General features: G+C 69.7%; 23 protein-coding genes and 1 pseudogene. 16 read left to right on the forward strand and 8 right to left on the reverse strand.

The window, feature by feature from the left end; all coding sequences use genetic code 11:
* Positions 1-35: 35 nt before the first annotated feature.
* Together NQU55_RS28190 and NQU55_RS28195 are read left to right on the forward strand one after the other, a co-directional pair.
* Positions 36-3,161, forward strand: a complete 3,126-nt coding sequence (locus tag NQU55_RS28190) for a lantibiotic dehydratase (RefSeq protein WP_256791415.1) — start codon at positions 36-38, stop codon at positions 3,159-3,161.
* Positions 3,158-4,558 carry a lanthionine synthetase C family protein gene (locus tag NQU55_RS28195; protein WP_168096210.1) on the forward strand — a complete coding sequence of 467 codons (1,401 nt, stop codon included), beginning with the start codon at positions 3,158-3,160 and terminating at the stop codon, positions 4,556-4,558. The genes NQU55_RS28190 and NQU55_RS28195 overlap by 4 nt, the downstream gene beginning before the upstream one ends.
* A gap of 46 nt (positions 4,559-4,604) precedes the next feature.
* On the opposite strand, the gene NQU55_RS28200 is transcribed toward NQU55_RS28195, so the two are convergent.
* Both NQU55_RS28200 and NQU55_RS28205 read right to left on the reverse strand, forming a co-directional pair.
* The gene (locus NQU55_RS28200) at positions 4,605-5,927 is read right to left on the reverse strand and encodes an aromatic ring-hydroxylating oxygenase subunit alpha (RefSeq protein WP_256791417.1); all 1,323 of its coding nucleotides are present in this window, start codon (positions 5,925-5,927) and stop codon (positions 4,605-4,607) included.
* Positions 5,928-5,932: 5 nt separating this feature from the next.
* Positions 5,933-6,703 carry a VC0807 family protein gene (locus tag NQU55_RS28205; protein ID WP_240977051.1) on the reverse strand — a complete coding sequence of 257 codons (771 nt, stop codon included), beginning with the start codon at positions 6,701-6,703 and terminating at the stop codon, positions 5,933-5,935.
* A 323-nt stretch (positions 6,704-7,026) separates the two neighbouring features.
* Here NQU55_RS28205 and NQU55_RS28210 point away from each other — a divergent pair, with 323 nt between their 5' ends.
* Complete coding sequence (locus NQU55_RS28210; protein ID WP_256791418.1) at positions 7,027-7,974, forward strand: hypothetical protein; 948 nt, start codon at positions 7,027-7,029, stop codon at positions 7,972-7,974.
* Between the two features lie 165 nt (positions 7,975-8,139).
* Here NQU55_RS28210 and NQU55_RS28215 read toward each other — a convergent pair whose 3' ends face one another.
* Entirely contained in the window at positions 8,140-8,475 is a 336-nt protein-coding gene (locus NQU55_RS28215; RefSeq protein WP_256791419.1) for a hypothetical protein, read from the reverse strand.
* 236 nt (positions 8,476-8,711) lie between these two features.
* Here NQU55_RS28215 and NQU55_RS28220 point away from each other — a divergent pair, with 236 nt between their 5' ends.
* The gene (locus NQU55_RS28220; RefSeq protein ID WP_168096440.1) at positions 8,712-9,596 is read left to right on the forward strand and encodes an XRE family transcriptional regulator; all 885 of its coding nucleotides are present in this window, start codon (positions 8,712-8,714) and stop codon (positions 9,594-9,596) included.
* Positions 9,597-9,717: 121 nt separating this feature from the next.
* Here NQU55_RS28220 and NQU55_RS28225 read toward each other — a convergent pair whose 3' ends face one another.
* The 3 genes from NQU55_RS28225 to NQU55_RS28235 form a co-directional block, all read right to left on the reverse strand.
* Complete coding sequence (locus NQU55_RS28225) at positions 9,718-10,623, reverse strand: NAD(P)/FAD-dependent oxidoreductase (RefSeq protein WP_168096439.1); 906 nt, start codon at positions 10,621-10,623, stop codon at positions 9,718-9,720.
* Positions 10,624-10,835: 212 nt separating this feature from the next.
* Positions 10,836-11,510, reverse strand: a complete 675-nt coding sequence (locus tag NQU55_RS28230; RefSeq protein ID WP_206330128.1) for a hypothetical protein — start codon at positions 11,508-11,510, stop codon at positions 10,836-10,838.
* Between the two features lie 195 nt (positions 11,511-11,705).
* Positions 11,706-12,605 carry a helix-turn-helix transcriptional regulator gene (locus tag NQU55_RS28235; protein ID WP_256791423.1) on the reverse strand — a complete coding sequence of 300 codons (900 nt, stop codon included), beginning with the start codon at positions 12,603-12,605 and terminating at the stop codon, positions 11,706-11,708.
* A 103-nt stretch (positions 12,606-12,708) separates the two neighbouring features.
* Between NQU55_RS28235 and NQU55_RS28240 the strand changes: the two genes are divergently transcribed.
* Positions 12,709-14,214 (forward strand): MFS transporter, encoded by a 1,506-nt coding sequence (locus NQU55_RS28240; RefSeq protein WP_168096559.1) that lies wholly within the window; start codon positions 12,709-12,711, stop codon positions 14,212-14,214.
* A gap of 361 nt (positions 14,215-14,575) precedes the next feature.
* On the opposite strand, the gene NQU55_RS28245 is transcribed toward NQU55_RS28240, so the two are convergent.
* Both NQU55_RS28245 and NQU55_RS28250 read right to left on the reverse strand, forming a co-directional pair.
* Positions 14,576-15,037 (reverse strand): hypothetical protein, encoded by a 462-nt coding sequence (locus tag NQU55_RS28245; protein ID WP_256791424.1) that lies wholly within the window; start codon positions 15,035-15,037, stop codon positions 14,576-14,578.
* Between the two features lie 69 nt (positions 15,038-15,106).
* Positions 15,107-16,243 carry a hypothetical protein gene (locus NQU55_RS28250; RefSeq protein ID WP_256791426.1) on the reverse strand — a complete coding sequence of 379 codons (1,137 nt, stop codon included), beginning with the start codon at positions 16,241-16,243 and terminating at the stop codon, positions 15,107-15,109.
* Positions 16,244-16,765: 522 nt separating this feature from the next.
* On the opposite strand from NQU55_RS28250, the pseudogene NQU55_RS28255 reads away from it, so the two are divergent.
* The 11 genes and pseudogenes from NQU55_RS28255 to NQU55_RS28305 form a co-directional block, all read left to right on the forward strand.
* Positions 16,766-17,146, forward strand: a pseudogene (locus NQU55_RS28255) (VOC family protein); the annotation flags it as partial.
* Between the two features lie 167 nt (positions 17,147-17,313).
* Positions 17,314-18,213, forward strand: a complete 900-nt coding sequence (locus tag NQU55_RS28260; protein ID WP_168094990.1) for a LysR family transcriptional regulator — start codon at positions 17,314-17,316, stop codon at positions 18,211-18,213.
* Between the two features lie 187 nt (positions 18,214-18,400).
* Complete coding sequence (locus NQU55_RS28265) at positions 18,401-19,666, forward strand: CaiB/BaiF CoA transferase family protein (protein ID WP_168094991.1); 1,266 nt, start codon at positions 18,401-18,403, stop codon at positions 19,664-19,666.
* On the forward strand, positions 19,663-20,424 hold the full coding sequence (locus tag NQU55_RS28270) for a crotonase/enoyl-CoA hydratase family protein (RefSeq protein ID WP_168094992.1): 762 nt from the start codon (positions 19,663-19,665) through the stop codon (positions 20,422-20,424). The genes NQU55_RS28265 and NQU55_RS28270 overlap by 4 nt, the downstream gene beginning before the upstream one ends.
* The gene (locus tag NQU55_RS28275; protein ID WP_168094993.1) at positions 20,421-21,170 is read left to right on the forward strand and encodes an acetoacetate decarboxylase; all 750 of its coding nucleotides are present in this window, start codon (positions 20,421-20,423) and stop codon (positions 21,168-21,170) included. Before NQU55_RS28270 ends, NQU55_RS28275 begins: the two co-directional genes overlap by 4 nt.
* Entirely contained in the window at positions 21,167-22,111 is a 945-nt protein-coding gene (locus tag NQU55_RS28280; protein WP_168094994.1) for a 3-hydroxyacyl-CoA dehydrogenase NAD-binding domain-containing protein, read from the forward strand. The genes NQU55_RS28275 and NQU55_RS28280 overlap by 4 nt, the downstream gene beginning before the upstream one ends.
* Before the next feature lie 28 nt (positions 22,112-22,139).
* Positions 22,140-23,324: an acyl-CoA dehydrogenase family protein gene (locus NQU55_RS28285; RefSeq protein WP_168094995.1), complete on the forward strand. Its 1,185-nt coding sequence runs from the start codon at positions 22,140-22,142 to the stop codon at positions 23,322-23,324.
* 163 nt (positions 23,325-23,487) lie between these two features.
* Complete coding sequence (locus NQU55_RS28290) at positions 23,488-23,862, forward strand: nuclear transport factor 2 family protein (RefSeq protein WP_256791427.1); 375 nt, start codon at positions 23,488-23,490, stop codon at positions 23,860-23,862.
* Positions 23,863-24,054: 192 nt separating this feature from the next.
* Positions 24,055-24,387, forward strand: coding sequence for a hypothetical protein (locus NQU55_RS28295; protein WP_168097122.1), 333 nt, complete (start codon positions 24,055-24,057; stop codon positions 24,385-24,387).
* 35 nt (positions 24,388-24,422) lie between these two features.
* Positions 24,423-24,716: a hypothetical protein gene (locus NQU55_RS28300; RefSeq protein WP_168097121.1), complete on the forward strand. Its 294-nt coding sequence runs from the start codon at positions 24,423-24,425 to the stop codon at positions 24,714-24,716.
* Positions 24,717-25,012: 296 nt separating this feature from the next.
* Positions 25,013-25,741 (forward strand): SDR family oxidoreductase, encoded by a 729-nt coding sequence (locus NQU55_RS28305; RefSeq protein ID WP_168095506.1) that lies wholly within the window; start codon positions 25,013-25,015, stop codon positions 25,739-25,741.
* The last annotated feature ends 64 nt before the right edge of the window (positions 25,742-25,805 follow it).

Consider the following 25,805-nt stretch of genomic DNA (forward strand, 5'->3'; position numbering starts at 1 on the left):
GGCCCCGTGTCCTGGCCGGGCGGCTATGGAATGACGTGCGTCTGCGTGAGGCCGTGCGGATCTCCAGCCCGGCTCTGGCCACCTCCGCCGACCGGCTGCTGTCCGGCCGGATCACCGGGGCTGCTCGCCGTCGGCGCGTGGCACTGGCACTGACCCGCTACGCGGTACGGGCCGCCGGACGGCCCACGCCGTTCGGGCTCCTGGCCGGCGTGTGTGCCGCACGCTTCGGTGACACAGCGGACGTACGGGTCGGGGAAAACCACCGCCGGGCCGTCCAGCCGGACGGCGCGTGGCTGGCTGCACTCCTCAGCAGCCTGGAACAGGACCCCGACATCCTGTGCCACTTGCGGCTGGTGGTCAACGACCAGTGCCGCGTACGGGGAAACCGGCTGGTCCTGCCCACCGGGCGCCGGACTCCGGCCGACGCCGACGCCGATGCCGGCTCCGAAGCCGGGCCGCTGCCCGGAGGGCCGTCGGGCTTCCGTGAAAAGTCGGTCCGCCTGACCAAGGCTGTGGAGGAGGTGCTTCGGACCGCCGTCACACCGGTTACCGGCGGAGCGCTGCTGGATGCGCTGGTGCGCTCCTTCGGGGAGCAGCACCGTGGCGCGGCCTCGACCGTGATCTGTTCGCTGACGGCCCAGGAGTTCCTCGTGTCCGGGCTGCGCCCGGCCCTTCTGGCACCTGATCCGCTGTCCCGCCTGGAGGAGATGCTCTCGGCCACGGGCGATGCCGCCGCCCGGCAGCGCGAGGACCTGGAGCGCGTACGGGAGCGCCTGACTTCCTACCGGCTCGGCATACCGGGCAGCGGCGGGGAGGGAAGGCTGGCGGCGCTGCTCACGACGCTGCAGGCGGTGCAGGAAGCTCCGGCGCGCGGCCGTCCCCCCGTCCAGGTGGACATGTTCCTCGATGCCGACATCACGCTGCCCGCAGAGGTCGGCCACGAGGCGGCCCAGGCACTGGAGGTGCTGTGGCACGTAGCCGCTCGCCATCCCCAAGCGGTCGGCGCGACGTACCACGCCGCTTTCGTCGAACGGTACGGCACGCAACGCCTCGTACCCCTGGAAGAACTACTCGACCCCGAGCGCGGGCTGGGGCCTCCGGAGCACTTCGCACCAGCAGGCCACCGTCCGGGCTCCGCCCGGACACCTGCTGAGGGGCCGGAGGACAGAGCCGGGCGGGAGATGCTGCTGGGCGAGCTCGTGCAGAGCGCCGGCGTGGATCCGCACCAGGAAGTGGTCCTGACCGATGCCCAGGTCGAGCGGCTGGCATCGTTCGGACAAGGCCGTCCGGTGCCCCCGGCGGCACCGACGGCCGAGATGTGCGCCCGCCTGCTCGCGGCCTCTGTGCCCGACCTGACGGCAGGCCGCTTCCTCCTCGTGCTGTCGGGCACGGGAGGCAGCGCGCAAGCCGGGGCCCACTTCGGGCGCTTCGCCGGTCAGGTGCCGGAGTTCGCCGCGGAACTGGGCCGCATGCTGCCGGCCGGCCGGGAAGACCGTGGCGCAGTGCCCGCGCAGCTGATGTACGTGCCGTCCGACGCACGGCTCACCAACGTCTGCCGCGTTCCCCAGGTGCTGGCCCACACCGTGGTCACCGGGAGCCACACCGATCCTGCCGACCCCGGCGTGATCCGCCCCGACGACCTGTTGATCGGCGCCGACGAGCACAGGATGTACGCGGTCTCCCGTCGCCTCGAACGTGAAGTGACGGTCCTGGTCCCCCACATGCTCAACCCGCACGGCACCGCGCCGCACCAGGCGCGGTTCCTCCAGGAGCTGGCCTTCCAAGGGCGCCGCGTGCACTGGGCCTGGTCATGGGGAGGGCTCGAGGTCCTGCCGTTCCTGCCGCGTGTACGACGCCACCGCACTGTCCTCGCCCCCGCCCGCTGGCGGCCGAACGCGGCGCTGTGCGATGCCTCCGGCCCCCATCGCCGCTGGGCAGCGACCCTCGACGAATGGCGGGCGACGTGGCACGTCCCCGATCACGTCGTACTGGTGCGAGGTGACCACCGGCTGGCTGTGCACCTGGGGGACGCCTGGCACCGCAGCCTCATCCGCGACGAGCTGCGCAAGCACCCCGACACGGTGATCGAGGAAGTCCCGGTGGTCGACGGTGACCTCGGCAGCGGCTGGTCGGCCGGCTTCGCCGCAGAGGTCGTCATCCCCCTGCTCCCGTCACCATCACCATCACCATCGCCACCCACCGCGTCACCGTCACCGCGCGCCGCCCGGTACCGGCCCCGCACGCCCGTACGGCCCGTACGGCCCGTGCGGCCTGCCACGGCACCGCGCCACCTCCCCGGCGGGGAGTGGCTGTCGGCCAAGCTCTACGCCTCCGCGAACCGGCACGACGACATCCTCGTCGATCAGCTGCGGTCCTTCGTCCGTATGCTGCCCGAGGCAGTGGACCGGTGGTTCTTCCTGCGCTACGCGGACCCGGCGCCGCACCTGCGTCTCCGCTTCCACGCACCACCCGCGGTGCTCGGCACCACCATGCTGCCTGCACTGCACGACTGGGCGAGAAGGCTCCGGGAGACCGGCCTGCTTCAGGACCTGACCCTGTGCGCCTACGAGCCGGAGCTTGAGCGCTACGGCGGCACCGAGGCGATGGCGTCGGCCGAGCAGGTGTTCCACGCCGACAGCCTCGCCGTCCTGGAGACCCTGCACGCAAGGGCGGCCGACCGGTGGCAGGTGTCCGGGCCGGAGCTCGCCGCGGCCGGCATCATGGACCTGGCGCGGCAGTTCGCCGGCGTCCTGGGAGACGGCTATGCCCTCGCCCTTGCCGCGGGGCAGGGCTACCAGCACACGAGTGCGCGCCAGCGGACCCGAGCACGCTCCTTCCTCAACCCTGCAGGCGGCCAGGGAGATCCGGACGGGCGTGGGCCGGACGGGCCTACAGGGCGTACATCAAGCGACTCCCTACGCCTCCTGCTCGCCCCGCGGCGCCCGGCCGTCAGCGCGTACGGGCGACTCCTGAGGTGCGCGGGACCGCAACAGGGCTCGTCAGCGACCATCCTGCGCAGCCTCGGGCACATGACAGCCAACCGGCTGGGTCTCACGCCCGACGAAGAACTGGCCGCCCACGAGCTGATCCGTGCCACGCTGCTGGCCGACCGCGCCCGTCACCGCGACCACCGTGGCCGGCGCGCGAGAGGGTCGGCGTGACCGCCCGGAACGGCATGTGCCGCCGGGCCGCCTCCGCGACGCGCGAGCGCGCGGCCGAGGTGGTGGCACACGTGGCTGCCCGGCTCGCCGACCCGGCGGAGGTGGCGGCCAGCTGTTCAGGAGCGGAAGAGCAGCTGTGGCAGCCGCTTTCCTTGTCCGACGGCCACCCGGGCGTGGCCCTGCTCTTCGCCGAGCTGGCGGCCCACGACCCGGCGTTCCTCCGCACGGCTCACGGGCACCTGGCGGCAGCGGCGCGTGGCGCACTGCCTGACGGCGGTCTGTTCAACGGCGTGACGGCCCTGGCCTTCGCGGCGACGGCCTCAGCCGCCGCCCACGCGGGCCGCCCTGCCTACCGGACGCTGCTGCAGCAGCTCGACGAGCGCACCGCCAGGTACTGTGCGCTGTTGTCGGACAACGAACGCGAACGGCGCGCCGGGGGCCCTGCCGCCGGGCCGACAGCCTGGAACGTGTACGACGTGATCACCGGATTGTCGGGGGTCGGGCGGTACTTGCTGCTGCGCGGCGACGCGGCTGCTGCGGGCCGGGCGACTCGTACCCTGGTCTCGGTGTGCGCACCGGTCCAGGGCGACCGGGGGCCGGTGCCGGGGTGGTGGGCGAGCCACGGGCCCGGCTCGGACGCCGACACCTACCCCGAGGGTCACCTCAATCTGGGCCTGGCCCACGGAGCACCGGGGATTCTCGCCTTCCTCGCCCTGGCGTGGCGGCAGGGCTGCCGCGTGGACGGGCAGCGGCGGGTGATGGGCGCCATCGTGGACTGGCTGCTGGAGCGGGCCGGGACCGACAGCGCCGGCCCTTACTGGGCGTACGCCGTGCCGCCGTGCAACGGTGTACCGCCAGGCAACGGCGTATCGACGAGCGACGCTGTACCGTCGGGCGACGCTGTACCGTCGGGCGACGCCGTACCGGGCGGTGCGAGCGGTACGGCCGGCCTCCCGGCACGGACCGCCTGGTGCTACGGCAGCCCTGGGATCGCCCGCGCCCTGTGGCTCGCCGGCCACGCCCTGGAGGAACCCTCCTGGCAGCAACAGGGCCTTGCAGCGCTGCTCGCAGCACTAGAACGTCCGGGCGCCGATTGGGGCGTCCACGACGCGTCCTTGTGCCACGGATGGGCGGGGCTGCTGCAGATCGTCACCCGCATGGCACACAGCTGCCCGGATGCGGGGCTCGAACCAGCGGTCGACCACCTGGCCGCACAAGCCCTGAACGCTTTCGACACGGCCGCGCCCTTCGGCTTCCGTCAGCACCTTCCCAGTGGTGGGCCCGTCAGTCGCCCCGGCTTCCTGGAAGGGGCTTCGGGCACCGCTCTCGCGCTGCACGGGTACGCGCGGGCTGCGCTTCCCCGCACGCCGTGGGATGCAGCACTCCTGCTGAACTGAGGGGTTCTCAGGCAGCTTCGCACGCCACCCCTCGCTGGTGGGGCGGTCACAGCAGTCGCTCCGCGAGGTAGCGCTGGAACTGCCACAACGGGCGCTCCAGATGGGAGAACCGTCCGTTGGACGGAGCCGGATGGGAGGCCAGGCCACGCTGGACTCCCCGGATGGCCACCAGATCCTCTTCCTGGATCCGGGCGATCTGAGCACGTATCCCGACCAGTTGCTCTGCGAAGCCGGGTGTCTCCGGCACTCCGGGCGGGACCATGGCCGTGATCCGGGTGTCGTGGGTGGCGGGACCGGTGGGCAGCCACCGGATACTGACCGCGCTGTCGGGCAGGACCGCCAGGACGAACTGCGGGAAGATCCCGGCGATGAGCATCCCTGGCCGCGATCCTTGATCGGATCCCGCATGGCTCCCCAGGCCGGTGCCGCCCTGCTCGGGGTCCGACAGCGGCGTGAACATGGTGAACCAGCGACCGTCGCACTCGTGAACTTCTGTGTCCCGGCCCGGCAGCACCGGATCCAGGGTTGCCGCATGCGTACCCATGTGGTGGTAGTTCTCCGAACCGTTCTCCACCGCCACTTTCCAGTTCGCGGGCACGCCCTCCCAGGTCCGGGTGTGGACACTCACCCAGTCGGCGATGCCGTAGCTGCTCAGCTGCAGGTCGAGCTCGTGCAGTCCGGGCGCCGCCGGTGCCGCACCGGGGTCGAGGTTGAGCATGACGAAGCCGTTCCAGACCTCGACGCGGTGCGCCGGGAGCCGGCAGCCGGCCCGGTCGAAGTCCACCCGCTGCATCAAGGGAGCACCGGCGAGCTGCCCCGCGTACTGACCGTTCAGCCGGTAGGTCCAGGTGTGATACGGGCAGGTCAGCCGTTTCAGGCAGCCGCGCTCGGGGGCGGTCTCCGGCGGCAGGAGGTCCATGAACCGGTGACGGCACACCCGGGACAGGGCGTGCAGCTCGCCCTCCTCGTCCCGGGTGATCACCAGCGGCGTGCCGAGCACGTCCAGCCGCAGATAGCTCCCCGGCTGCGGAATCTCCTCGGCCCGCGCCACACACAGCCACTCCCGCCGGAAGATCCGTTCGACCTCCCATTCGTACAGCTCAGGAGAGGTGTAGGCCTGGGGTGGCAGCGTCTGGCCTCGTTCGAGCGGGAGCGCGGCCAGACGCTGCAGCTCCGCGAGCATCTCGCGCAGCGCCTCGGGGGCGGAGGACGCGAGGGCGGAGGACTCGGGGGCGGAGGACTCGGGGGCGGAGGACTCGGGGGCGGAGGATTCTGGGGCCGCGGACCCCTTGGCCTTGGCCTTGGCCTGGGTCTGGGCCTGGGTCTGGGCCTTGGCCTGAGCCTTGGCCTTGGCCTGGTCGAGAGTCATGGTGATCAGCCTTCCCTTGTGGTGATCAGGGGTGCCGAACCGAAGAGGGACAGTGCGTGCCGCCGCCCGTAGCGGCGGCTGTAAGAGACGGTGATGAGGGCGACAGCGCACAGCAGCGCCAGCCCCTTCGCGCGGTTGAGCGCCGGAACCGCCTCCACCGGAAGCAGCAGGGCGACGAGCACTCCGGCACCGCAGTCCAGCAGCTGGGCGCAGCCCCACAGGACCGTCAGCCGGGTCAGTCCGCTGCGCAGCGCCGGCGAGACGCCCCAGGCCGCTTCGCGGGTGCGCGCCGCGGTGGGCAATTGCCAGTACTGGCCGACCTGGAACGCGAAGGGTTTGGCCGCGAACAGCGAGCCCAGGATCCAGAGCCCGGCAGCCGCTGCGAGTCCGGCGTCCTTGACGAGGATGGCCCGTGGGCTGCCGGTGAGAAGCGATGTCACGATGCGCACCGCAAGCATGCCGATCATGAACGCCTCGAAGCTGTGCACACGACGCCGTGTGACCACCTCGACAGCCATACGCACCGCCGGGACCGCCCCGCTGAGCGTCAGTGCCAGCCATTGGCTGATCCCCTGCGACCGCAGAACATAGAACACGGCGAGCGGAAGAACCACGGCGAACAGGATCGGAGTGGCCGCTGTCCGCCACGCCGGCATGTCTGGTGTTCCGGTCCGACCGTTCGGTGATGCCATACCAAAACCGTAGGCACCGGTGAAGATCACCTGATCGACGTGAGGGACGACCCGGTTGGTACATCCTTTGATGTACCGGTTCATCCCGATTGCCGATGGTGGGCGGCGGACCGAGGTCCGGGTGTCACGCCGGTCCGCCGTGCGGCGGAGTCGGGTGGTCCGCGCGGGGGATGTGTCCCGGCCCGTCTGTCGCAGAGCCTTTTGTCTGAAAGCGCAGCGGACATACGGAGGTTGTGGTGGCTCTTTCCACCAACTCGCAGACACGCGTCGGTGCCGGGCTACCGCCCGATGCCGGGGCAGCGACGACGTGGTGGCGGCGATGGCCTGAGTGGGCGCCCCGCGCCGCTCCTGTGTGGGGCGTGGTGTACGCCGGCCTCCAGACCGTCTGGGCTGCAATGGGGACCAGCGTGCCAGTAAAGCCGCACGAGACCTACACCCCGGCGGTCCAGCTCGCGCTCGCCGCCCTCGCCGTCCTGGGGAGCGCCGCGGCCTGGGCCACCACCCGGCCGCTCGGCAAGCCCGGCCATGCGGTGGTGTCGGCGGCACTCGCCGTCGCCATCCTCGTCTTCGGACTGGGCGCGCTCGGCGTGACGGTGATCATCGTGGCACTCGTGACGCTCTTGGGGATCGAGAGCGCCACCGGGGCGGTCCACACCTTGCTGAACGCAGCCGGCGCCGCTCTCCTGCTGATGGCCGCGGTGGCGTATCGCCGCAGGCGGCGGGACGGCTGTCCGCGGTGTGGGCACAGGCATGCCGGGGTCGACGGCGCCGCGCTGGTGCACCCAGCCACTTCCACAGCCTCGAAACAAACCCAGGTGGCGGCGTACATCCTCATGTGCGGCCTGCTGCCCTGGGCGGGCCTCAAGACCATCTGGACGCTGGGCGGCGACGCGTTGGGCGTGACAGCGGAGGGCTGGCGGAAACTGAACGAGGACGCGGGGGCCGCCAAGGCACTCGCGTCGGTCGGGCTCGACGTGTCAGTGATGGCCGCACTGCTCGGTGTCTTCCTCCTGACAGGGCTGATGTACCGGTGGGGCATGGTCTTCCCCCGCTGGACCCTGTTCCTGTCCGGGCGCCGGGTCCCGCGCCTGCTGCCGCTGGTCCCGGCCTGGCTGACCGGCGGCGCTCTGTCGCTGTACGGGGTGGTCCTCAACGTCATGGTCCTGCTCAGCGTCACCGGGGTGACATCGCCTGTCGAGCCGAGGCCGCCCTTCCACACCAGCGCGTCCCTGACCTGGATGGTGTGGTTCGGCGGCCTGGCCTTCGGAGGCTTGGGGTTCGCCCTCATCGTGGCGGCCCGCTCCTACGCGGCTCGCACCCGTTACGTCTGCGCGGGAGCGGAGGCGGCGCCCTGAGGGCCGCGCGAACCGGTCCCGGGTCGGCCGGCCTGCCGTAGCCGGCTCGGCCCTGCCCAAGTCCACCGCCTCCGGCAGGCTCCGCTGATCCGGCCCGGGGCTCAAGCGCACGGCCGAAGTGCCCGCCCCGTGAGAGGCGGGGCACTGTCGTACGCCGTGGCGGCGTCAGGGCCTGCGGGACTCGCCCTTCGCGGACACGGCCTCGAAGTTGCACTCATCGCTGATCGTCTTGGAGCTGCGGGCACCCAGCGACTCCCACGCCGTGGTGTGCCGCACGACCCTCCCGAAGACCCGGCATTCATAGACCATGCGGATCTGGCTGGCGGATCCCTTGCCCTTGCAGTTGACCCATACGGCGGTGTTGGCCCGGTGACCCTGGCAGCTCGGCGGGGTCCATGCCTTCTCCGAACCACTCGTTCCGGCTTGTGCGGCGGGGGCGAGGGCGAACCCGGCCGCGCCGAGGGAGAGGGCGGCGACGGCGGTGGCTACGCGTTTGAACACGATGGCTCCTTGTGCCTCAAATGGAAGGTGAGCTTCGGCCCCGGTGGTCCTCGGGGTGGCCCGGGACGAGCTTGTGAGCATCGGCGAAACCGGGTCAATGCCGTGGCCCGTCCCGGACGCGGAAACCCTGTCCGGCCTGGTGTCCGGGCCTTGTCCGGGCTGTGTCCGGGCCTCGTCCGGACAGGTTGGCCGGTTCGCGGATTGCAGCCCCGGGCGACGCCCGGAACCATTCCGGCATGAGGGGGACGGGCATACAGCTGCGCAGAGCACGCGACGCGGGTGAATTCACGGACCGCATGCGGCGGCTCAAGGAGCGATCGGGCCTGACCTACCGGGAGCTGGAACAGCGGGCGCAGGACCGCGGCGAGGCCCTGCCCCGCAGCACCCTCTCGGACGTGCTGCAACGCCAGTCCCTCCCCCGGCCGGAGCTGCTCGTCGCGTTCCTCCACGTATGCGGGGTGGAGGACGAGCGCGAGATCGAGGCCTGGCTGGAGACGCGGAGCCGTATAGAGGGCGCATCGGGCAGCAGGCGACGTCTCCGGTCCAAGTCAATGGCCGGCGCCGTAGCCGTGATCGCAGTCCTCCTGCTGGCGGCGGGCGTGTGGGCGCTGCTGCCCGACGACGACGAAGGGGAGGCGCGCACTCCGGCCGCCTCGGCGGTACGGGGCTGGGTGGAGATCCGCCCGGCCCGGGCCCCGCAGCTGTGCCTGACGGAGGGGCGCGACCGCAGTGGGACGTACACCAGCCCGATCGCCGCCCAACGCCCTTGCAAGGAGGCCGAGCCGCCGCGCACCTACCTCAAGGCGGTGCACGACGGCCCCGATGCCCCGCACTACATCGAGTGGCACCACCCGCAACACGGCAGGGGTTGTCTGACGATCCGGCGCATCGCCCCGGCGAAGGGCATGCTCGAACCGTGGGAGGCGTGCACCCGCTCCAACAAGAACCAGCTGTTCCGCGTGGAGCCTGCCGGCACCGAGGCGCGCTACCGCCTGCGCGTGGAAGCCACGTCCCAGTGCATCGGCATCAACGCCGACGACACCCGCCCGGAGGCAGAAGCCGTCGAGGAACGGTGCACCGACGGACCGGAACAGCAATTCCTGATCAAGAACGTGGCCTGACCGGCAGCTCGGGGACTACACGAAACGGCCGCTGCTGCCGACGTTGTCCTTCGCAGCGGCCACGCACCGGCCACGCATCGGCCGAGTGATGGCGCCGCAATCGCTCCCAGAGCCTGGATGGTCAGCCGAGAACGGCTTGGGCCCGGTAGTACGGCTCCAGCGCCGCCCGCGCGCCGTCGCCCATGGCCACCGCGATCCTTTGCATCCGGGCCCCCTTCAGGTCACCGGCGACCAGAACCCGCGGGTGCTGCGCGTCCGGCGGGCAGTATCCGTCCGCCCCGACGACCAGTCCCGGCACGACGGCCGGCTTCGAGCCCATGTTGCTCAGCACGGCGTCGGCGACGAGAGTGCGCGCGCCGCCGCCCCGGCGCCAAGCGGTGACCCTGAAGCCCTCCGGGACCGGGGCGACGGTGACGCGTTCGACGAGGTCCAGGCCGAGGCGCGCGTCGTCGGCGACCTCGGCGGTCTTGTACCGGTCGGCTTCAGGGAACAGCACGTCGAAGTGCACCTTCGCCTGCGGATGCGCGCGCAGCCAGGTGCCCAGCGGCCTGTCCCCTCCCAGCACCACCACCCGGCGACCCTCCAGGTCACCGGCCGCCGCCCGCCACAGCGGCGGCAGCCACCTGACCTCCCGCGCCTCGACCCAGGGGGCGTCCTCGGGTTCGAGCGCCGTCACCCCGGTCGCCACCACCGCAGCCGACGCCGCCAGGACGCGGCCGTCCTCGAGAGCGGCCTCAGCACGGTCGTCATGGCCGGCCACCCGTACGACGCGGCCGGACATCACGCTGACACGCCCCGACTCCTGGTGCCGGGCCAGGTCGCCCACGAGCGCCTTGGCGAGCGCCGCACCGGTCGCCCAGCCACCCGGCACGTTCTCCAGCGCCCCGATCGCCCGCAGCTTCGCCCCCACCTCCTCGGCCTCAACGACCACGCACGTCATCCGCAGGCTCGCAGCCATCACCGCAGCGGCCACACCGGCCGGTCCGGCGCCGACCACCAGCAGGTCCGCGTCCCTGGTCGGGCTCATGCGCAGGCTCCTTCCGAAACGGGAGAGCACCTGTTCGCTCCCACTCAGAGAGCATCTGATCAATATTCGCGCCGATACGACTGGAGTTTTCGCTTTGAGCGCCCGATTTCGCCCCGCCGAGCAAGGGCTCCCCGGCAGGGCGAAACCCTGTGAAGTGGCGGATCGAGGCTCATTGGCTTGATCAGGGCGGGTATCGGCGACGCGCTACGGGTTCAGCTCACAAATTCTTCGTCGCCGTAGCGCACCTCGGCCCTGTTCCAGTCGACACCGAGGGCCTTCGTGAACTTCCGGGCCAGTCGTAGATCGGCGAGCGGGGCGACCAGGATGAGGCGTCCGTCGAGGGTGACCGAGCCGCCGCCGAGCTTCTCGCGGGCCTCGGGGTTCGCGATCAGTGCGTCGTGGACCTTGGTCGCCGAGACGCCGGGGGCCTGGATCTCGACGGCGTCGGTCTCCGGCGAAGTGCGCGGCAGGCAGCGGAAGGTCAGCACCGACTCCTGGTGGTACTGCTTGGCGATGACGCCGGCGATGTGGTGCAGCCCGTCCCGGCCGACCTTGTTGACGTCGAACTCGCGCGTGCGCTCGTAGGTGGCCTGCTTGAGGTCGCCGGACCAGAAGACGCCGTCGAGCAGCTTCGAGTCGCCGGGCCTCGCGCCGTTCGCGCGGATGATCTTGCGCACCTCGTGGTCGAAGCGCGTCAGGCGGGTTTTGAGCCGGGAGTCGGCCGGATCCGTGATGATCGCGGTGTTGTTGGTAGCGAAGATTTCCCCCGCCGGGCAACCCTGTCGTGCCGTGCTCGCCTGGACGCTTCCCGCGCCCGCAACCCCCAGCGTCAAGACTGAGACCATGACCAGAATACGCAGCTGCCGCCGCGCGATGGCATTCTCCATACCGTGGTCAACGAGCCCTGGCGGAGTTCGTTGCGTCTGCCACAGGGTCAGTTGAACGCCCGCGCCCGAACCGGGCCCCTGGCAGCACTTTCGCCCATCCGCACACTGACGGGGTGAAGCAATCAGGCCCGAATTGACCGGCATAATCGAGATGTTGAGCCACGGGTCACAGCCACCAGTGGCGCCCAGCAGCCGTTACCTGTCCGGTTGCTGCACCGCCTCGACCCGGCCGGCCTCGGGTTTCCGCTGATCGGCGACTTGGTTGGACAACAGGCGGAGCGCGTCGGCCGAAGCGGTGTCGTTGGGTGTGTAGACCTCCAGCCGGTGGTCGGGGCTCTCGGGCTGGAGCCACACTTGGTAGTCGACGTCGATGTCGCCGACGGTCGGGTGCTGCAGGTGCATGGTGCCCACGGTGCAGTCTGCGACGTCGCCCTTGGCCCACAGCCTGGCGAAGTCTCGGCTGCGCATGGCCAGTTCGCCGATCAGCTCGGCCAGCCGGGCGTCGGTGGGATAGCGGCCCGCAGTAAGCCTCAGATAGGCGACGTGAATCAGGGCTAGTTCGTCCCAGTTCCGGTGAAGGTCTTGGGTGAGGGGGTCGAGGAAGAACATCCGGGGGATGGACGGCCGTCGCGCGGGATCTTGGGGCGCCTGGAAGTCGACGTGTTCCGCGACCAGGGCATGCCCGGTGCGGTTCCAGGCGAGCACGTCGCCGCGGCGGCCGAGCACGACGGCCGGCGTGCTGTCTCCCAGGGACGCCAGGAGTGAGAGCACCCGTTGATGCGGCCGTTCCGGGCGGGGACGGACCAGGTGTGAGGTGGTGGGCTGGCGGGAGAGGTTGTGCAGGTGGGCCGTCTCCGACGGATCGAGTCGGAGCGCGTTGGCGAGCGCGTCGAGGACCTGCCGGGAGGCAGTACCGGCTTGGCCCTGCTCCAGCCGCGTGTAGTAGCCGACGCTCACACCGGCGAGCTGGGCGAGCTCCTCGCGGCGCAGACCCGGTACCCGGCGAGCGGTGCCGTAGGTGCGCAGTCCGACGTCGGCGGGCGTGACCCGGTCGCGGCGGGTCTTGAGATATGCCCCGAGGCTCTCCAGTTCCATGACTCCGAGCGTAAGTGCCGTGGTCCGTGTCCGGGTGACCCTGTGAGGTGTACCCATGGCGCGGGGATGGTTGCCGGGCGGACGGCATCGCATCGTCGGACGCATGAATACACAGTCTGTTTCTCACTCACCCGGTCTGCGGGCGTGGCTCGGCCTGCTGGTGGTGCTCGGCCCGGTACTGCTCGTCGCGATGGACGGCTCGGTCCTGTTCCTGGCGATGCCCAAGATCTCCGAGGCGCTGTCGCCGACCGCCGATCAGGCGTTGTGGATCCTGGATGTCTACGGATTCGCCGTCGGGTCCTTGCTCGTCGCGTTCGGGAACATCGGCGACCGGTACGGGCGGCTCAAGCTTCTGATGACCGGCACGGCACTGTTCGGCGTGGCCTCGACGGGAGCGGCCTTCGCTCCTGGGCCGGAACTACTGATCGCCTTCAGGGCGCTCATGGGTGTGGCCGGTGCCACGCTGCTGCCGTCGGCGCTGGCGGTACTCAGCGAACTGTTCACAGACCCTCGTCGGCGGGCGAGGGCGATCGGGGTCTTCGCAGCCGCCTTTGCCGCCGGCTTCGCGATCGGCCCGGTCGTCGGCGGGCAGTTGCTGAGCCGCTTCTGGTGGGGGTCGGTCTTCCTGATCAATCTCCCGGTCGTCGTGCTCTTCCTGGTCCTGGCCCCGGTCCTGCTCCGCGAGGTACGTGCCACACGTACCGGCCGCATCGACGTCCTGAGCGTCCTGCTGTCCGCCGCAGGCATCTTGCTGACCGTCTACGCGATCAAGCGCGCCGCCGCGGAGGGGCTGACCACGACCCCGGTGGCCACGGGGATCGCCGGCATCGTCACCCTGGTGTGGTTCGCCCGGCGGCAGCTCCGCCTCGAGCACCCGCTGATCGACTTCAGCCTCTTCCGTGACCGGGTGTTCACGATCGCGGCCATCACCGGGCTGCTGCCACTGGCCGCGTGGTCGGCAACGGCCTACCTCGGCGGCATCTACCTCCAGTCCGTCCTGGGACTGACGGTCCTGGACTCGGCTCTCGTCGCGCTCCCGGGCGCGGTGGTGCTCACCGTCACCTGCATCGTCACACCGGTACTGGTCGCGCGCACCGGCACACGGGCAGCACTCGTCGCCTGCCATTTCCTCATCGCCGCAGGTCTGCTCCTGCTGCCGGCCACGAGCGTCTCCAGCGGTATCGGCTGGTACGTGGCGTCCACCGTCATCGCCGGCCTCGGCTACGGCATCTCCTTCAGCGTGGTCGCCGATACCGCCGTGGCCGCGGTGCCCGCGGAACGTGCCGGCTCCGCGGCAGCAATCGCCGAGACCAGCAACGAGATCGGCAACGCCCTCGGCATCGCGCTCCTCGGCTCGCTGGCCGCCCTGATCTTCCGGCTCCAGGGACCCGGCGTCGCCGGTACGCTCAACGAAACATTGGACGTCCCCGGACTCACGGCCGCGGTCATCGACGATGCGAAGTCGGCCTTCGTCACCGGTCTGCACATCGCCGCCGTCATCGCCGGCATCCTCCACGCAGCACTCGGCGTCTTCGCCCTGCGGCCGACTCCTGCCGCCCGGCCCCTACGGCCAGGTCGAGAGGATGTCGAGTATCCCGTCCGCAGCTGAGCCGCCGCTGCCGCTGCCTCCCGATCGCTTGCCTCCCGTGCCGAGACCCACTGCCAACGCGTAGCCGAGAGCCGCCTCGGTCGGCAGAACCTTGGAGGAGCCGCGCCATATGGCCGGGGTGACGTGGCCGCCTCCGGGAGAGACACGGAGCTTGCCCCTCACCATCGAGGGTGCCCATGAGTACTCCTACGCGTGCGGTGCGGCTGCCCCGAAGGGCCGGTCGCTCTCAAATGATCATGGGCATTCTCTCGGATGGAACATTCCCTGCGGACAGGGCAGCACACGCCTCCCCGCCTGACCTGCCCGCCCCCGCTTTCACAGCCACAGCTACAGCTACAGCTACAAGGGCGGACTTACCTGATCAGGCCCACGCGCTGCACTTCACCACCTTGTGGCTGCTGTTCACGGTGCAGGCCCGTACCTTCAAGCCCTTGACATTCACTCCGGCCCTGGAGTGCGCGCTGCTGGACTTGGAGTCCCCATTGCCGCCCTCGGCCTTGCCGAGGATGCGGGTGGTCCACTCCCAGGAAGCACCGTTCTGCCAGTTGTAGCCGACCTCCATACGTACGGTGTAGCCATCAGCGGCACGGTCCCAGACCGTACCTGACAGGCTCACCTTGTAGCCCTCCCATTCCACGCCGACCGCAGCGACGGCGCCAAGTGTGGTGTCCGTCTGGGCCAAACGGCTGTTGGTGTACGGGACGTATCCGTTGTCCCAGTGATTCGGGCGCTCCTCCGCCGAGGCCGGGGAGGTGGCCAGCGCGAGGGAGAGTGCCGCGCCGAGGGCGGTGCCGGTGATCGTCTTGGCTAAACGGAGTGTCATGGGGCATTCCTTTCGCAAGGGACCGTCATTTCGCAGGGGACCGTGATGAGGAGTCCGCATCGGCAGCTCTCAGATGTCGAGGAGGCGGGCCTTGTAGATCCACTTGTCCTTCGTCTCCCCGGACACCCTCTCGGCCGTGACGGGGTCCGTCATGGAGGACCACAGGAACCTGACCTTGTCATCGCCGTACGCGTTCCCCTTCGTGTCCGAGGTCCAGATGGCGCTGCCCGAGCGGTCACGGGAGAAGGACTTCGCCGACCTCGCAGGGATCGACCACTGGATCCGCGGGTATCCTCCGGCTTTGTTGATCTGGATGATCTCTTTGGAGCTCGTCGCCCACAAGTACTGTGGTTCCAGCGGGTCGGGCTGAAGGTCGTGGCCGTTTTCGAAAAGGCTGCTGACGAGCTCGATGTCCTTGCCTTCCTTGTCCTTGGCCCTTTTGAGACGCGTATGCTCCCGCTTCCCGGTCACCGTGTACGCACGGATCTTGTTTCCGCCGAAGATCCACAAGAACTGTTTGGTTTCGTCCCAGACCACACCGTGCGCCTGCCTGAAGGCTCGATCCTCGTCCTGGACAGGGATCTTTTGGAGCGGGCCGGCACTCCCCCTGGTGGGAGCCAGGTACAGCTCGTAGCACCCGCCCGACCTGCCGGCCTCCGGGGGCTTCGGGTCCAGTGAGTCCAGCCCCTGTGTGCCCACCACTATGATCACGTCCGGCGTCGAGAGGTATTCCAGGGAGTGCGGGAAGTTCGTCAGCCCGCTCACCCAGCCGAGCGGTGTGCCGTCGCTGTTGCGGTGGATCGTCATGTGCCCCTCGGTGCGGTCTCCACCGCAGATGAGGAAGGCGCTCTCCCCGCTCTGGAGTTTGCGGAACTTGAGTTCCAGAGGATCCCAGGCCTTAGATCCCTGGCCTGTGCGGAACGTCGCCCAAGGTTTTCCGAATTTTCCGTTCCGGATATCCCTGGTGTGGTGATTCGTAATGATCTGATTGTTCGCGTCCAGCAGGGCCAGACTGAAGCCCGTCCGCGGAGCCTGCGCCTGTGGTTCCCGTACGATGCCGTGCGCCGGGGCGGCCAGTGCCCCGAAGGGCACGGCTGCGGCACCGATCGCAAGCGACCCGCGAAGTAACTGCCTTCGGTCCAAGCTCATGATGTGCCTCCTCAACGAAATGTTGTGCCTGGTGGGAGTCTCGTGTTCCAGGAACATTCCGCTTGTCTCAGCCTGTCGGTGAGTGGGCCCCGGCTGACCGGGCATAGCGCAGAGGCATCGATGACGAGGAAGCCCCTGCGCGGTGCCCGAGGCGGTAACCAAGGCCGGGCCCGCAAGGAAGCGCTCCCTCATCGGCCCTCCAGAACCTGGTCGCCGCCCGTCACAGCCGAGTACTGCGGAGCACCGTAACGAGAGAACCTTGGCGGAGCATCAGGGCAGACCCTGACAGCTACAGGCAGGCTGAAAATCATCCACCGCGCCAAGCGGGTCACGTGATGCTCGGACAGCCTCTGGTGCGCGCACTGGGAGCGCCGCGGACTCATCACGCCCCGCCGATGCTCCGGCCCTCGCTACCACGACGCAGACCGGATCTACAGCGCAGCAGCACGCACCCATCAACTACCGCCGACGCGCTTCGACAACGCGGACGACAGCGATTATGATCCACGGCGACATCGCGTGTCGGTCACCGGCTGGGTGAGGCATGGAGGTGTCAGGAGATGCCCTCGGAGGCATTCCTTGACAGTTGAGTTGAACCACACGATCGTCCACGCCCGGGACAACCGGGAATCCGCAGAGTTCTTCACGGACCTGCTGGGCCTTGAGATCACCGACGAGTGGGGCCCGTTCATCGCGGTCGGCCTGAGCAACGGCGTCACGCTGGACTTCGCCACGATTCCCGCGGACAAGATCACTCCCCAGCACTACGCCTTCTTGGTTTCTGAAGAGGAGTTCGACGCGGCGTACGCGCAGATCAGGCAGCGCGGCATCGAGCACTACGCCGATCCGCGCCGGCAGGAGCCCGGCACGATCAATCACAACGACGGCGGCCGCGGCGTGTACTTCATGGACCCGGCGGGTCACGCCATGGAACTCATCACCGTTCCGTACGGCGGCTGGACCTCGAAAGCGCATGCACATGCACATGCGCTGAGGGCCGCACCCCGCGCGGGGTGCGGCCCTCAACCGCTGCCCGCGCCCGACCAGCACCAGCACCAGCACCAGCACCAGCACCAGCACCAGCACCAGCACCAGCACCAGCGGAAACGGTGTTTTAGGGTACGGCGATGGATATCTTCCATCTGCGCTACTTCGTGGCGGTCGCCGAGAACCTCAGCTTCTCCCGGGCCGCGCGGCAACTGCACATGGCCACCTCGCCGTTGAGTCAGCGAATACGGGACCTGGAACGCGAGCTCGGCCAGCGGCTGTTCGACCGGGATTCGCACCACGTGGCGCTGACCAGCGCCGGCACGGCGCTGCTGCCCGTCGCGAAGGACGTTCTCGGCCGGTTCGACGACATCCCCTGGCAGCTGCGCCGGGCCCTGGGGCCCGAGCGGCAGACGGTGTACGTGGGGGTGGTGCCGGCCCTGCACCCGCGGCTGCGGGAGCAACTGGAGCGGGTCGAGGAGCGCTGCGCCGAGAAGTTCGACGTGAAGCGCTGGCCCGGCAACAGCGCCAACCTCGTGAGCGCGGTGCAGCGCGGCGACCTGGCCATGGCGCTGGTGCACCTGCCGGTGCACGCCGAGGGGATCGAGGTGCTGGAGCTGCTGCGCGAGCCGCTGGGCGCGCTGCTCCCGGCCGCCGAGTTCGGCTCACGGAGCTCGGTGTCGCTGAGCGAGCTCACCGAGCACACTTACGTGACGTCGGCTCCCGGGACGCTCCCGACGTATTTCGATCAGCTCCGGGTACGCCTGAAAGCCGCGGGCATCCGCAAGGAAATCACTCTCAATATCGGGGATTATGCGAGTGTCCGCGAGATCGTGGCGAACGGCTCGGTATTCGGAATCACCCTGCTGAGCGCGAAGAGCGGCGACAACGAAAGGGGAACGAGCATCGTTCTGCCTTTTCAGGACTTCTCCCCCGCCCTCGCGACGGGGCTGATCTGGCGCCGGGACCGGGCCGAACCGGACGGCGACCTGCACGGACTGGTGGCGGAGGCCGGGGCCGTGTTCACCGAACCCTCCTGAAAGTCCCACCCCGGGAAACGGCGTGACCGCTGTGGTCACGCCGTTTTTCGCGCTTTGGTGTCACTGATCGCTTGGGTTTCGACACGTCACCGGACTAGCGTTTTCTCAGGACGCGGGAACACCCCGCAGAGGGGGGACGAATCTCCAAATCCCCCTTCCCCGTCCCGTTTTCCGTAGTGGAGTGGTGATGGAATCCGCAGAATCCATAGAATTCGCAGAACCCAAGCCCGAGCCCAAGCCCGAGCCCGAGCCCGAGCCCGAGCCCGCAACAGGAACAGGAACAGATGCGACTGCCGGCCCCCTCGCCGGAGTCCGCGTCATCGACATGGCCACCGTGGTGATGGGGCCCTACGCCGCGCAGATCCTCGGCGACCTCGGCGCCGACGTCATCAAGATCGAATCACCGAACGACACCGTCCGCGTCGGCGCGCTGCATCGCACGCCCGGCATGACGCCGCTGAACCTCAACGTCAACCGCAACAAGCGCAGCGTCAAGCTCAACCTCAAGGACAAGGGCGAACGCGCCAGGGCGCTGGAGCTGATCGGCACCGCCGACATCCTGATCAGCAACATGCGCATCGACGCCCTGCGCCGCCTCGGCATGGATTACGACAGCCTCGCCGCGGCCAATCCCCGCCTCGTCCACGTCCACGCCCAGGGGTTCCGCCCGGACTCCGACCGGGCCCGGCTGGCCGCGTACGACGAGACGGTGCAGGCCGCCTCCGGGCTGCTGGACCTGGCGCAGCGCGCGGGCGACGTGGGGGCGCCGGTGGTGCTGCCGAGCATCATCGCCGACAAGGTCGCCGCGCTGACGATCGTCTACGCGGCGCTGGCCGCCCTCGTCCACCAGCGGGCGAGCGGCCGGGGGCAGCGGGTGGAGGTGCCCATGGTGGACACTCTGCTGGCGTTCAATCTGGTCGAGCACCTGCAGGGGCGGACCTTCGAGCCGCCGATGGGCCCGACCGGTTTCCCGCTGTCCATGAACAAAGGGCACCGGGCGCGCCCGACCAAGGACGGCCTGGCCATGATCATCCCGTACGGCCCGCAGAACTTCCGCGACCTGTTCGCCGCCGCGGGCCGTCCCGATCTGGCCGACGATCCGCGTGTGAACGGCGAGTTCATCGACGCGCAGCGGGACGGGGAGGCCCTTGCCGAACTACTGGAGACGGTGACGCCGCTGCTGACCACGGAGGAGTGGACGGAGGTGTGCACCAAGCACAGCATCCCCGTCGGCCCCGTGCTGCGGCTCGACGAGGCCGCCGAGGACCCCTACGTCCGCGAGGGGCATCTGCTGGACGTCGCGGAGCACCCCAACGAGGGCGCGTACCGGGTGGTCGGCATACCGCTGGCGTTCTCCGCCACGCCGGCCTCGGTACGTCGGCACGCGCCGCTGCCCGGCCAGCACACAGAGGAAGTGCTCGCCGAGCTCGACCGCGGTGAGGTGCGGCGATGAGCGACATCCGCACCGAGACCGTCGGCGGCACCCTCGTCGTCACCATCGACCGGCCGCGGGCCCGTAACGCGGTGAACGCCGAGGTGGCCCTGGGCATCGCCGCCGCCGTCGACCGGCTGGAGTCCGACTCCGGGCTGCGGGTGGGCGTCCTCACCGGCGCGGACGGTACGTTCTGCGCGGGCATGGACCTCAAGGCCGCCGCCCGCGGCGAACAGGTGACCGTCCCCGGCAAGGGCTTCGCCGGACTCGTCGAGGCTCCGACGACCAAGCCGCTGATCGCGGCCGTCGAGGGCCACGCCCTGGGTGGCGGCTTCGAACTGGCCCTGGCCTGCGACCTGGTGGTCGCCGCCGAGGGCGCCCGATTCGCCCTCCCCGAGGTCAGGCGCGGGCTGATCGCCGGTGGCGGCGGAGTCGTACGGCTCCCCCGGCGCGTCCCCCACCACCTGGCGATGGAGCTGCTGCTGACCGGCCGTACGGTCACCGCCGGCCGCGCCCGCGAGCTGGGCGTCGTCAACCACGTCACCCCGGACGGCGGGGCGCTGCCGGCCGCGCTGGAGCTCGCCGAGGAGATCGCGGCCAACGCGCCGCTGGCCCTGGCCGCGGTGAAGAGGACCGTCCGGCTGGCCGACGGCGCACCGGAGCCGGAGGTGTTCGCCGCGCAGGCCGCCGAGGTGGGAGCGCTGCTGCGCTCGGCCGACTTCGCCGAGGGGGTGCGTGCCTTCACCGAGAAGCGCGCCCCGCAGTGGAGCGGACGATGAACCGCGCGCGCATCCTGGGGACCCTCAACACCCCCGTCACGGCGCCCGCGTACGCCCCCGTAGCGGCCCGTTTCACCGATCGCGAGTACCTCAGCATCGTCTACCGAACCGACCCCGAGGCGCTGCGGGCCGTGGTGCCCGAGCCGCTGCGGGTCGAGGAGCCGCTGGTGCGGTTCGAGGTGATGAAGATGACGGACGTCACGGCCTACGGCCCGTACGTCGAGGCGGGGCAGGCGATCCCGGTGCGGTTCGGGGACGAGCGCGGCGAGTACCTGCACGCCATGTACCTGGACAGCTTCGCCGCCACCGCCGCGGGCCGCGAGGTGAGCGCCTATCCGAAGGCGATGGGCACGCCGGCCCTGTTCGCCGACCACTCCGCGCTGGTCGGGACGCTGGACTACGGCAGCGTGCGGGTGGCGACCGCGACGATGGGCTACAAGCACCGGCCGCTCGCCCCGGAGCTCGCGCGCGAGCAGATCGCCGTGCCCACGTACATGCTCAAGGTCGTCCCCGGCTACGACGGCACCCCGCGCGTCTGCGAGCTGGTCCGCACGCGGATCACCGATCTCGTGGTCAAGGAGGCCTACACCGGCCCGGCACGGCTGCAGCTCTTCGAGCACGTGCTGGCGCCGCTGGCGGACCTGCCGGTGCGCGAGATCGTCTCGGCCAGCCACATCGTCACGGATCTCACGCTGGACAAGGCCATTCCCGTCCACGACTACCTGACCGAGGAGGACGCGTCATGACCCCCGAGTGGAAGACCGTCACCGTCGTCGGCGCCGGCACCATCGGCCTCGCGTGGGCCGCGCTGTTCGCCTCGCACGGAATCGAAGTGACCGTCACCGATCCGCGCGAGGACCTGGACGAGGCCATCGACGACGCACTGCCGATGCTCGCCGCCGGACTGCCCGGCAGCGACGCGGCCGGACTGCGCGGCCGAATCCGCGCCACCCACGACCTGGCCGAGGCCGTGGCCGGAGCGCGACTCGTCCAGGAGAACGGCCCGGAGAACCTGCCGTTCAAGCAGCAGCTGTTCGCCGACATCGCCCGGCACGCCCCGGCCGCCGCGGTGCTGGCCACCTCCAGCTCCGGGATCGTCGCCTCCCGGATCGCCGACGGACTGCCGGACGGAGTCGCCGCGCGGCTGCTGGTCGCGCACCCCTTCAATCCGCCGCACCTCGTGCCACTGGTGGAGATCGTGCCGGGCGAGCGCACTGCGGAGGACGTCGTCGAGGCGGCCGTCGCCTTCTACCGCGCCCTGGGCAAGACCCCCGTGCGGCTGCGCAAGGAGGTCCCCGGATTCGCGGCGAACCGGCTGCAGAGCGCGGTGCTCCAGGAGGCGATCCACCTCGTTGTCAGCGGGGTGGTGGACGCCGCGGAGCTCGACACCGTGATGAAGGCGTCGCTGGGCGGTCGCTACGCGGCCGTCGGCCCCTTCGAGAGCTTCCACCTCGGCGGCGGCCCCGGCGGCATCCGCCACATGATGCGGCACCTGGGCCCCGGCCTCGCCGAGGGCTGGCGGCGCCTGGGCCGCCCGGAGCTGGACGACGACGCCGTCGCCACGGTCGTCCACCAGACCGAGGCCGCGTACGGACACGGCCCCGAGGCGTACCGGGAACGCGCCCTGCTCCGCGACCGCAAACAGCTCGCCCTGACCGACGCGCTGCGCCACGCCGACCACGGCTGAACCTCTGACGAAGACGAAGGAGCCATCGATGCCCAAGCCCGCCAACGCCAGCCCCGATTTCTTCGGCTTCGCCGGCCTGCTCAGCGATGCCGAGCAGGCCGAGCTGGCCGCCATTCGCGACTACTTGGAAAGCGAGATCAAGCCGCTGACCCAGGACGCCTGGGACCGGGCGGAATTCCCCTTCGCGGCGGTCGGGAAGATCGCCAAGCTTCGACTGGCCGGATACACCTACCCCGAGCTCGGCGACGGCCGCCCGCGCAGCGAGCTCTTCTCCGGCTTCCTCACCATGGAACTCAACCGCGTCGACCCGTCGATGGCGGTCTTCTCCGGGGTCCACACCGGTCTGGCGATGGGCAGCATCCGCGGTGGCGGAAGCCCTGAGCAGCGCGAGCGCTGGCTGCCGGACATGGCCGCGATGAACAAGATCGGCGCCTTCGCCCTGACCGAGCCCGAGGGCGGCTCCGACGTCGCGGGCGGCATGCGCACCACCGCCCGGCGCGAGGGAGACACCTGGGTCCTCGACGGCGCCAAGCGGTGGATCGGCAACGGCACCTTCGCCGATCTCGTCGTGGTCTGGGCGCGCGACGTCGCCGACGGCAACGTCAAGGGCTTCGTGGTGGAGAAGGGCACCCCCGGCTTCACCGCCACGAAGATCGAGGGCAAGATCGCGCTGCGGACCGTACAGAACGCCGACATCGTCCTCGACGGGGTACGGGTCCCCGAGGCCGACCGCCTGCAGCGCATCGACAGCTTCCGCGACACGGCCGCCGTCCTGGCGCACACCCGGGGCGGCGTGGCCTGGCAGGCGCTGGGGATCGCGGTGCGCGCCTACGAACTGGCCCGCGAGTACGCCGTCACGCGCGTGCAGTTCGGCAGGCCTATCGGATCCTTCCAGCTGATCCAGGACCTCCTGGTGAAGATGCTCGGCAACATCACCGCGATGTTCGGCATAGTCGTCCGCCTGAACCAGCTGGTCGCCGCCGGCCGGAGCAGCGCCGAGCAGGCCGCGCTCGCCAAGGCGTTCACCACCACCCGCATGCGCGAATGCGTCGCCTGGGCCCGTGAACTCTTCGGCGGGAACGGCATCGTCCTCGACTACGAGATCGCCAAGTTCTTCGCGGACGCCGAGGCCGTCTACTCGTTCGAGGGCTCCCGCGAGATGAACACCCTCATCGTCGGCAAGGCCGTTACCGGGCACAGTGCCTTCGTGTGACGCGCGGGCGCGGGTGAGTGGGTGAGTGGGTGAGTGTGAGGCTGGGCCGGGCCGTTCCGGAAGGGACCGACCCGACCCGGCTCGGTGTGCATACCGGCGCACCTCACGGACATCCCGGGTAACCGAGGGCCGCGTTCCGCAAGATGACTGGTATTACTGGTGCATGCAGGAAGAGACCGCGCAGAGTGCGATCGATACGTTCATCTCCGCATTCAACGCCTCGGACGACACCTATGTGACGACTCTGCTGGCCCAGGCCCTCACCTCGGACGTGATCCTCTGGGGACCGCTGGGGCGCAGCGAGGGGATCGAGGCAGTCGAGCGCTTCGTACGGGACATCCGGCGCCATCCGGCAGGAACCGGCACGATGACCCGTTGCTCAGGAGTGGACATGCCGGACGAGTGGGCCCGGTATCAGTGGGTTTTCACTACACCTGACGAGGGCCCCCGCCTGACGGGAACGGACGTCGTCCACCTGCGGCGAAACCTCATCGATCAGATCATCGTCTTCGCAGGGGACACCCGGCCTCTCCCCTGAGCACGCCACGCGGCTCCTTCTTCGTTGCCATCGGCCCGGGCCGGAAGCCCGTCGCCGTACCAATGGCCGGTTTCTTCGTGGTGGGACGGTTCGGACTCGGGTGGGATGTGAGCCGTACCGGGGTTCGACATGGGCCCCTGTCATGTGCGCTGACCGTTCAGTCACCGTCGAAGCGACTATCGAGGAGTGCCCGTGGGCCGCTCGTCCGTGCTACGTCTGCGTTCCACCGCCGTGGCCCTAGCCGCCTCGGCGTGTCTCGTCGGAGGTGTCGCGTCCGCCCAGGCGGCCCAGGCCGGCGCCGAAGCCGTGCCCCTGGAGTCCGTCTCGCCTGAGGTGCGGACGTTCACCGGCAACGGGACCGGCACCTCACCGTCCCAGGCAGTGAACGGCGCGGTCCGCATTGCTTACACGATCGCCCAGTCGGCCGGATGGCAGGCGAACCAGTGTCACGTCCGCGCCACCGACGTCAAGGCGGTCGGTGGCGGCGTGTACGCCGCGGTCGCCAGCCTGTTCTGCCAGCGCTGAATCACAACGTTTTCCACCAAGAGGGGGATACCGACATGACCTCGATGCTCATCCGGGGTGGGGTTGCCATAGCTCTCGCGGGCCTCGCCGTGCTCACGCCGACCGTCGCGCACGCCGACGCCGCCGGCACGCAGGAGACGCAGGTCTTCACGGGCTCCGCATACGAGAACAGCCCCAAGGAAGCGAAGCGGGAAGCCGAGAAGACGGCTCGCCGGAGCGCTCTGATCAGTGGCTTCCGCAATGAGCAGTGCGTGCTGCTCTACGCCGACTCCTACCGGCTCGCACCCGGCTACTACGGGGCCAACGCCGCGATCAACTGCACCCGCTGATCCGCCGTTCAGCTTGGACAGCTGGACAGCTGGACAGCTGGACAGCTGAACGCCGCGATCAGCTGAACATCTTGCTGGGGGCGAACCGGTTCGCCCCCAGCGGGGCCACCGTCCTGCGCGCATCGGGCCCGAAGGCCACCGAGCGCTTCAGCCGGCCACTGAGTACAGGAGTTGGCCAGTTCGGCAACACGCTGGCCGGACGTACGACCCTGGCTTCGCATCAGACGCCCGCATAGTGGTCATGTGTCACTTTTCAGATGTGTCTTTCAGATGCGTCTCCTGGCGAAAGGTGTGTCATGAAGTTCGCGGTCATCGGCGGTACCGGGCTGATCGGGTCGCAGGTCGTCAAGAATCTGAACGCGGCCGGGCACGAGGCGGTACCCCACTCTCAGTCCACTGGAACCGACGTCATCAGCGGCCTGGGGCTGGACGAGGCGGTGGCTGGGGCCGACGTCCTCGTCAACCTGACGAACTCCCCGACCTTCGACGAAGCCTCCGCGGCCTTTTTCCAGACCTCCATGGACAATCTTCTGGCCGCGGGCCGGAAGGGTGGTATCCGGCACTTCGTCATTCTCTCGATCGTCGGCGTGGACCAGGTACCCGAGCTGGACTACTACCGGGCCAAGGCGCTCCAGGAGGACATCCTCACCGCCGGGCCCATCCCCTACTCGATCGTCCGCGCGACGCAGTTCATGGAATTCATCGACGCGATCCTGGCCTGGACCGCCGACAGCGACACCGTCCGGCTACCCGCCACACCGATCCAGCCGATCGCCGCCAAAGACGTGGCCGACGCCGTGGCGGAAGTCGCCGCAGGCGCCCCGCTCGGAGGCATTCGCAACATCGCCGGACCCGAAATCTTCGCCCTGGACGAGCTGGGCCGGTTCACCCTGTCCCACAAGTCCGACACCCGCACCGTCGTCACCGACCCCACCGCCGGCATGTTCGCCGCCGTCAAGGGCGACGTCCTCACCGACAAGAACGCCCACCTCGCCCCCACCCACTACGCCGACTGGCTCTCCTGACACCGCATCCTTCTGCCCTGACTTCGCATAGACAGACACGACAGGCTGGACAACTTCACTTCAG

The organism is Streptomyces telluris (assembly GCF_024519335.1).
GTDB lineage: Bacteria > Actinomycetota > Actinomycetes > Streptomycetales > Streptomycetaceae > Streptomyces > Streptomyces telluris.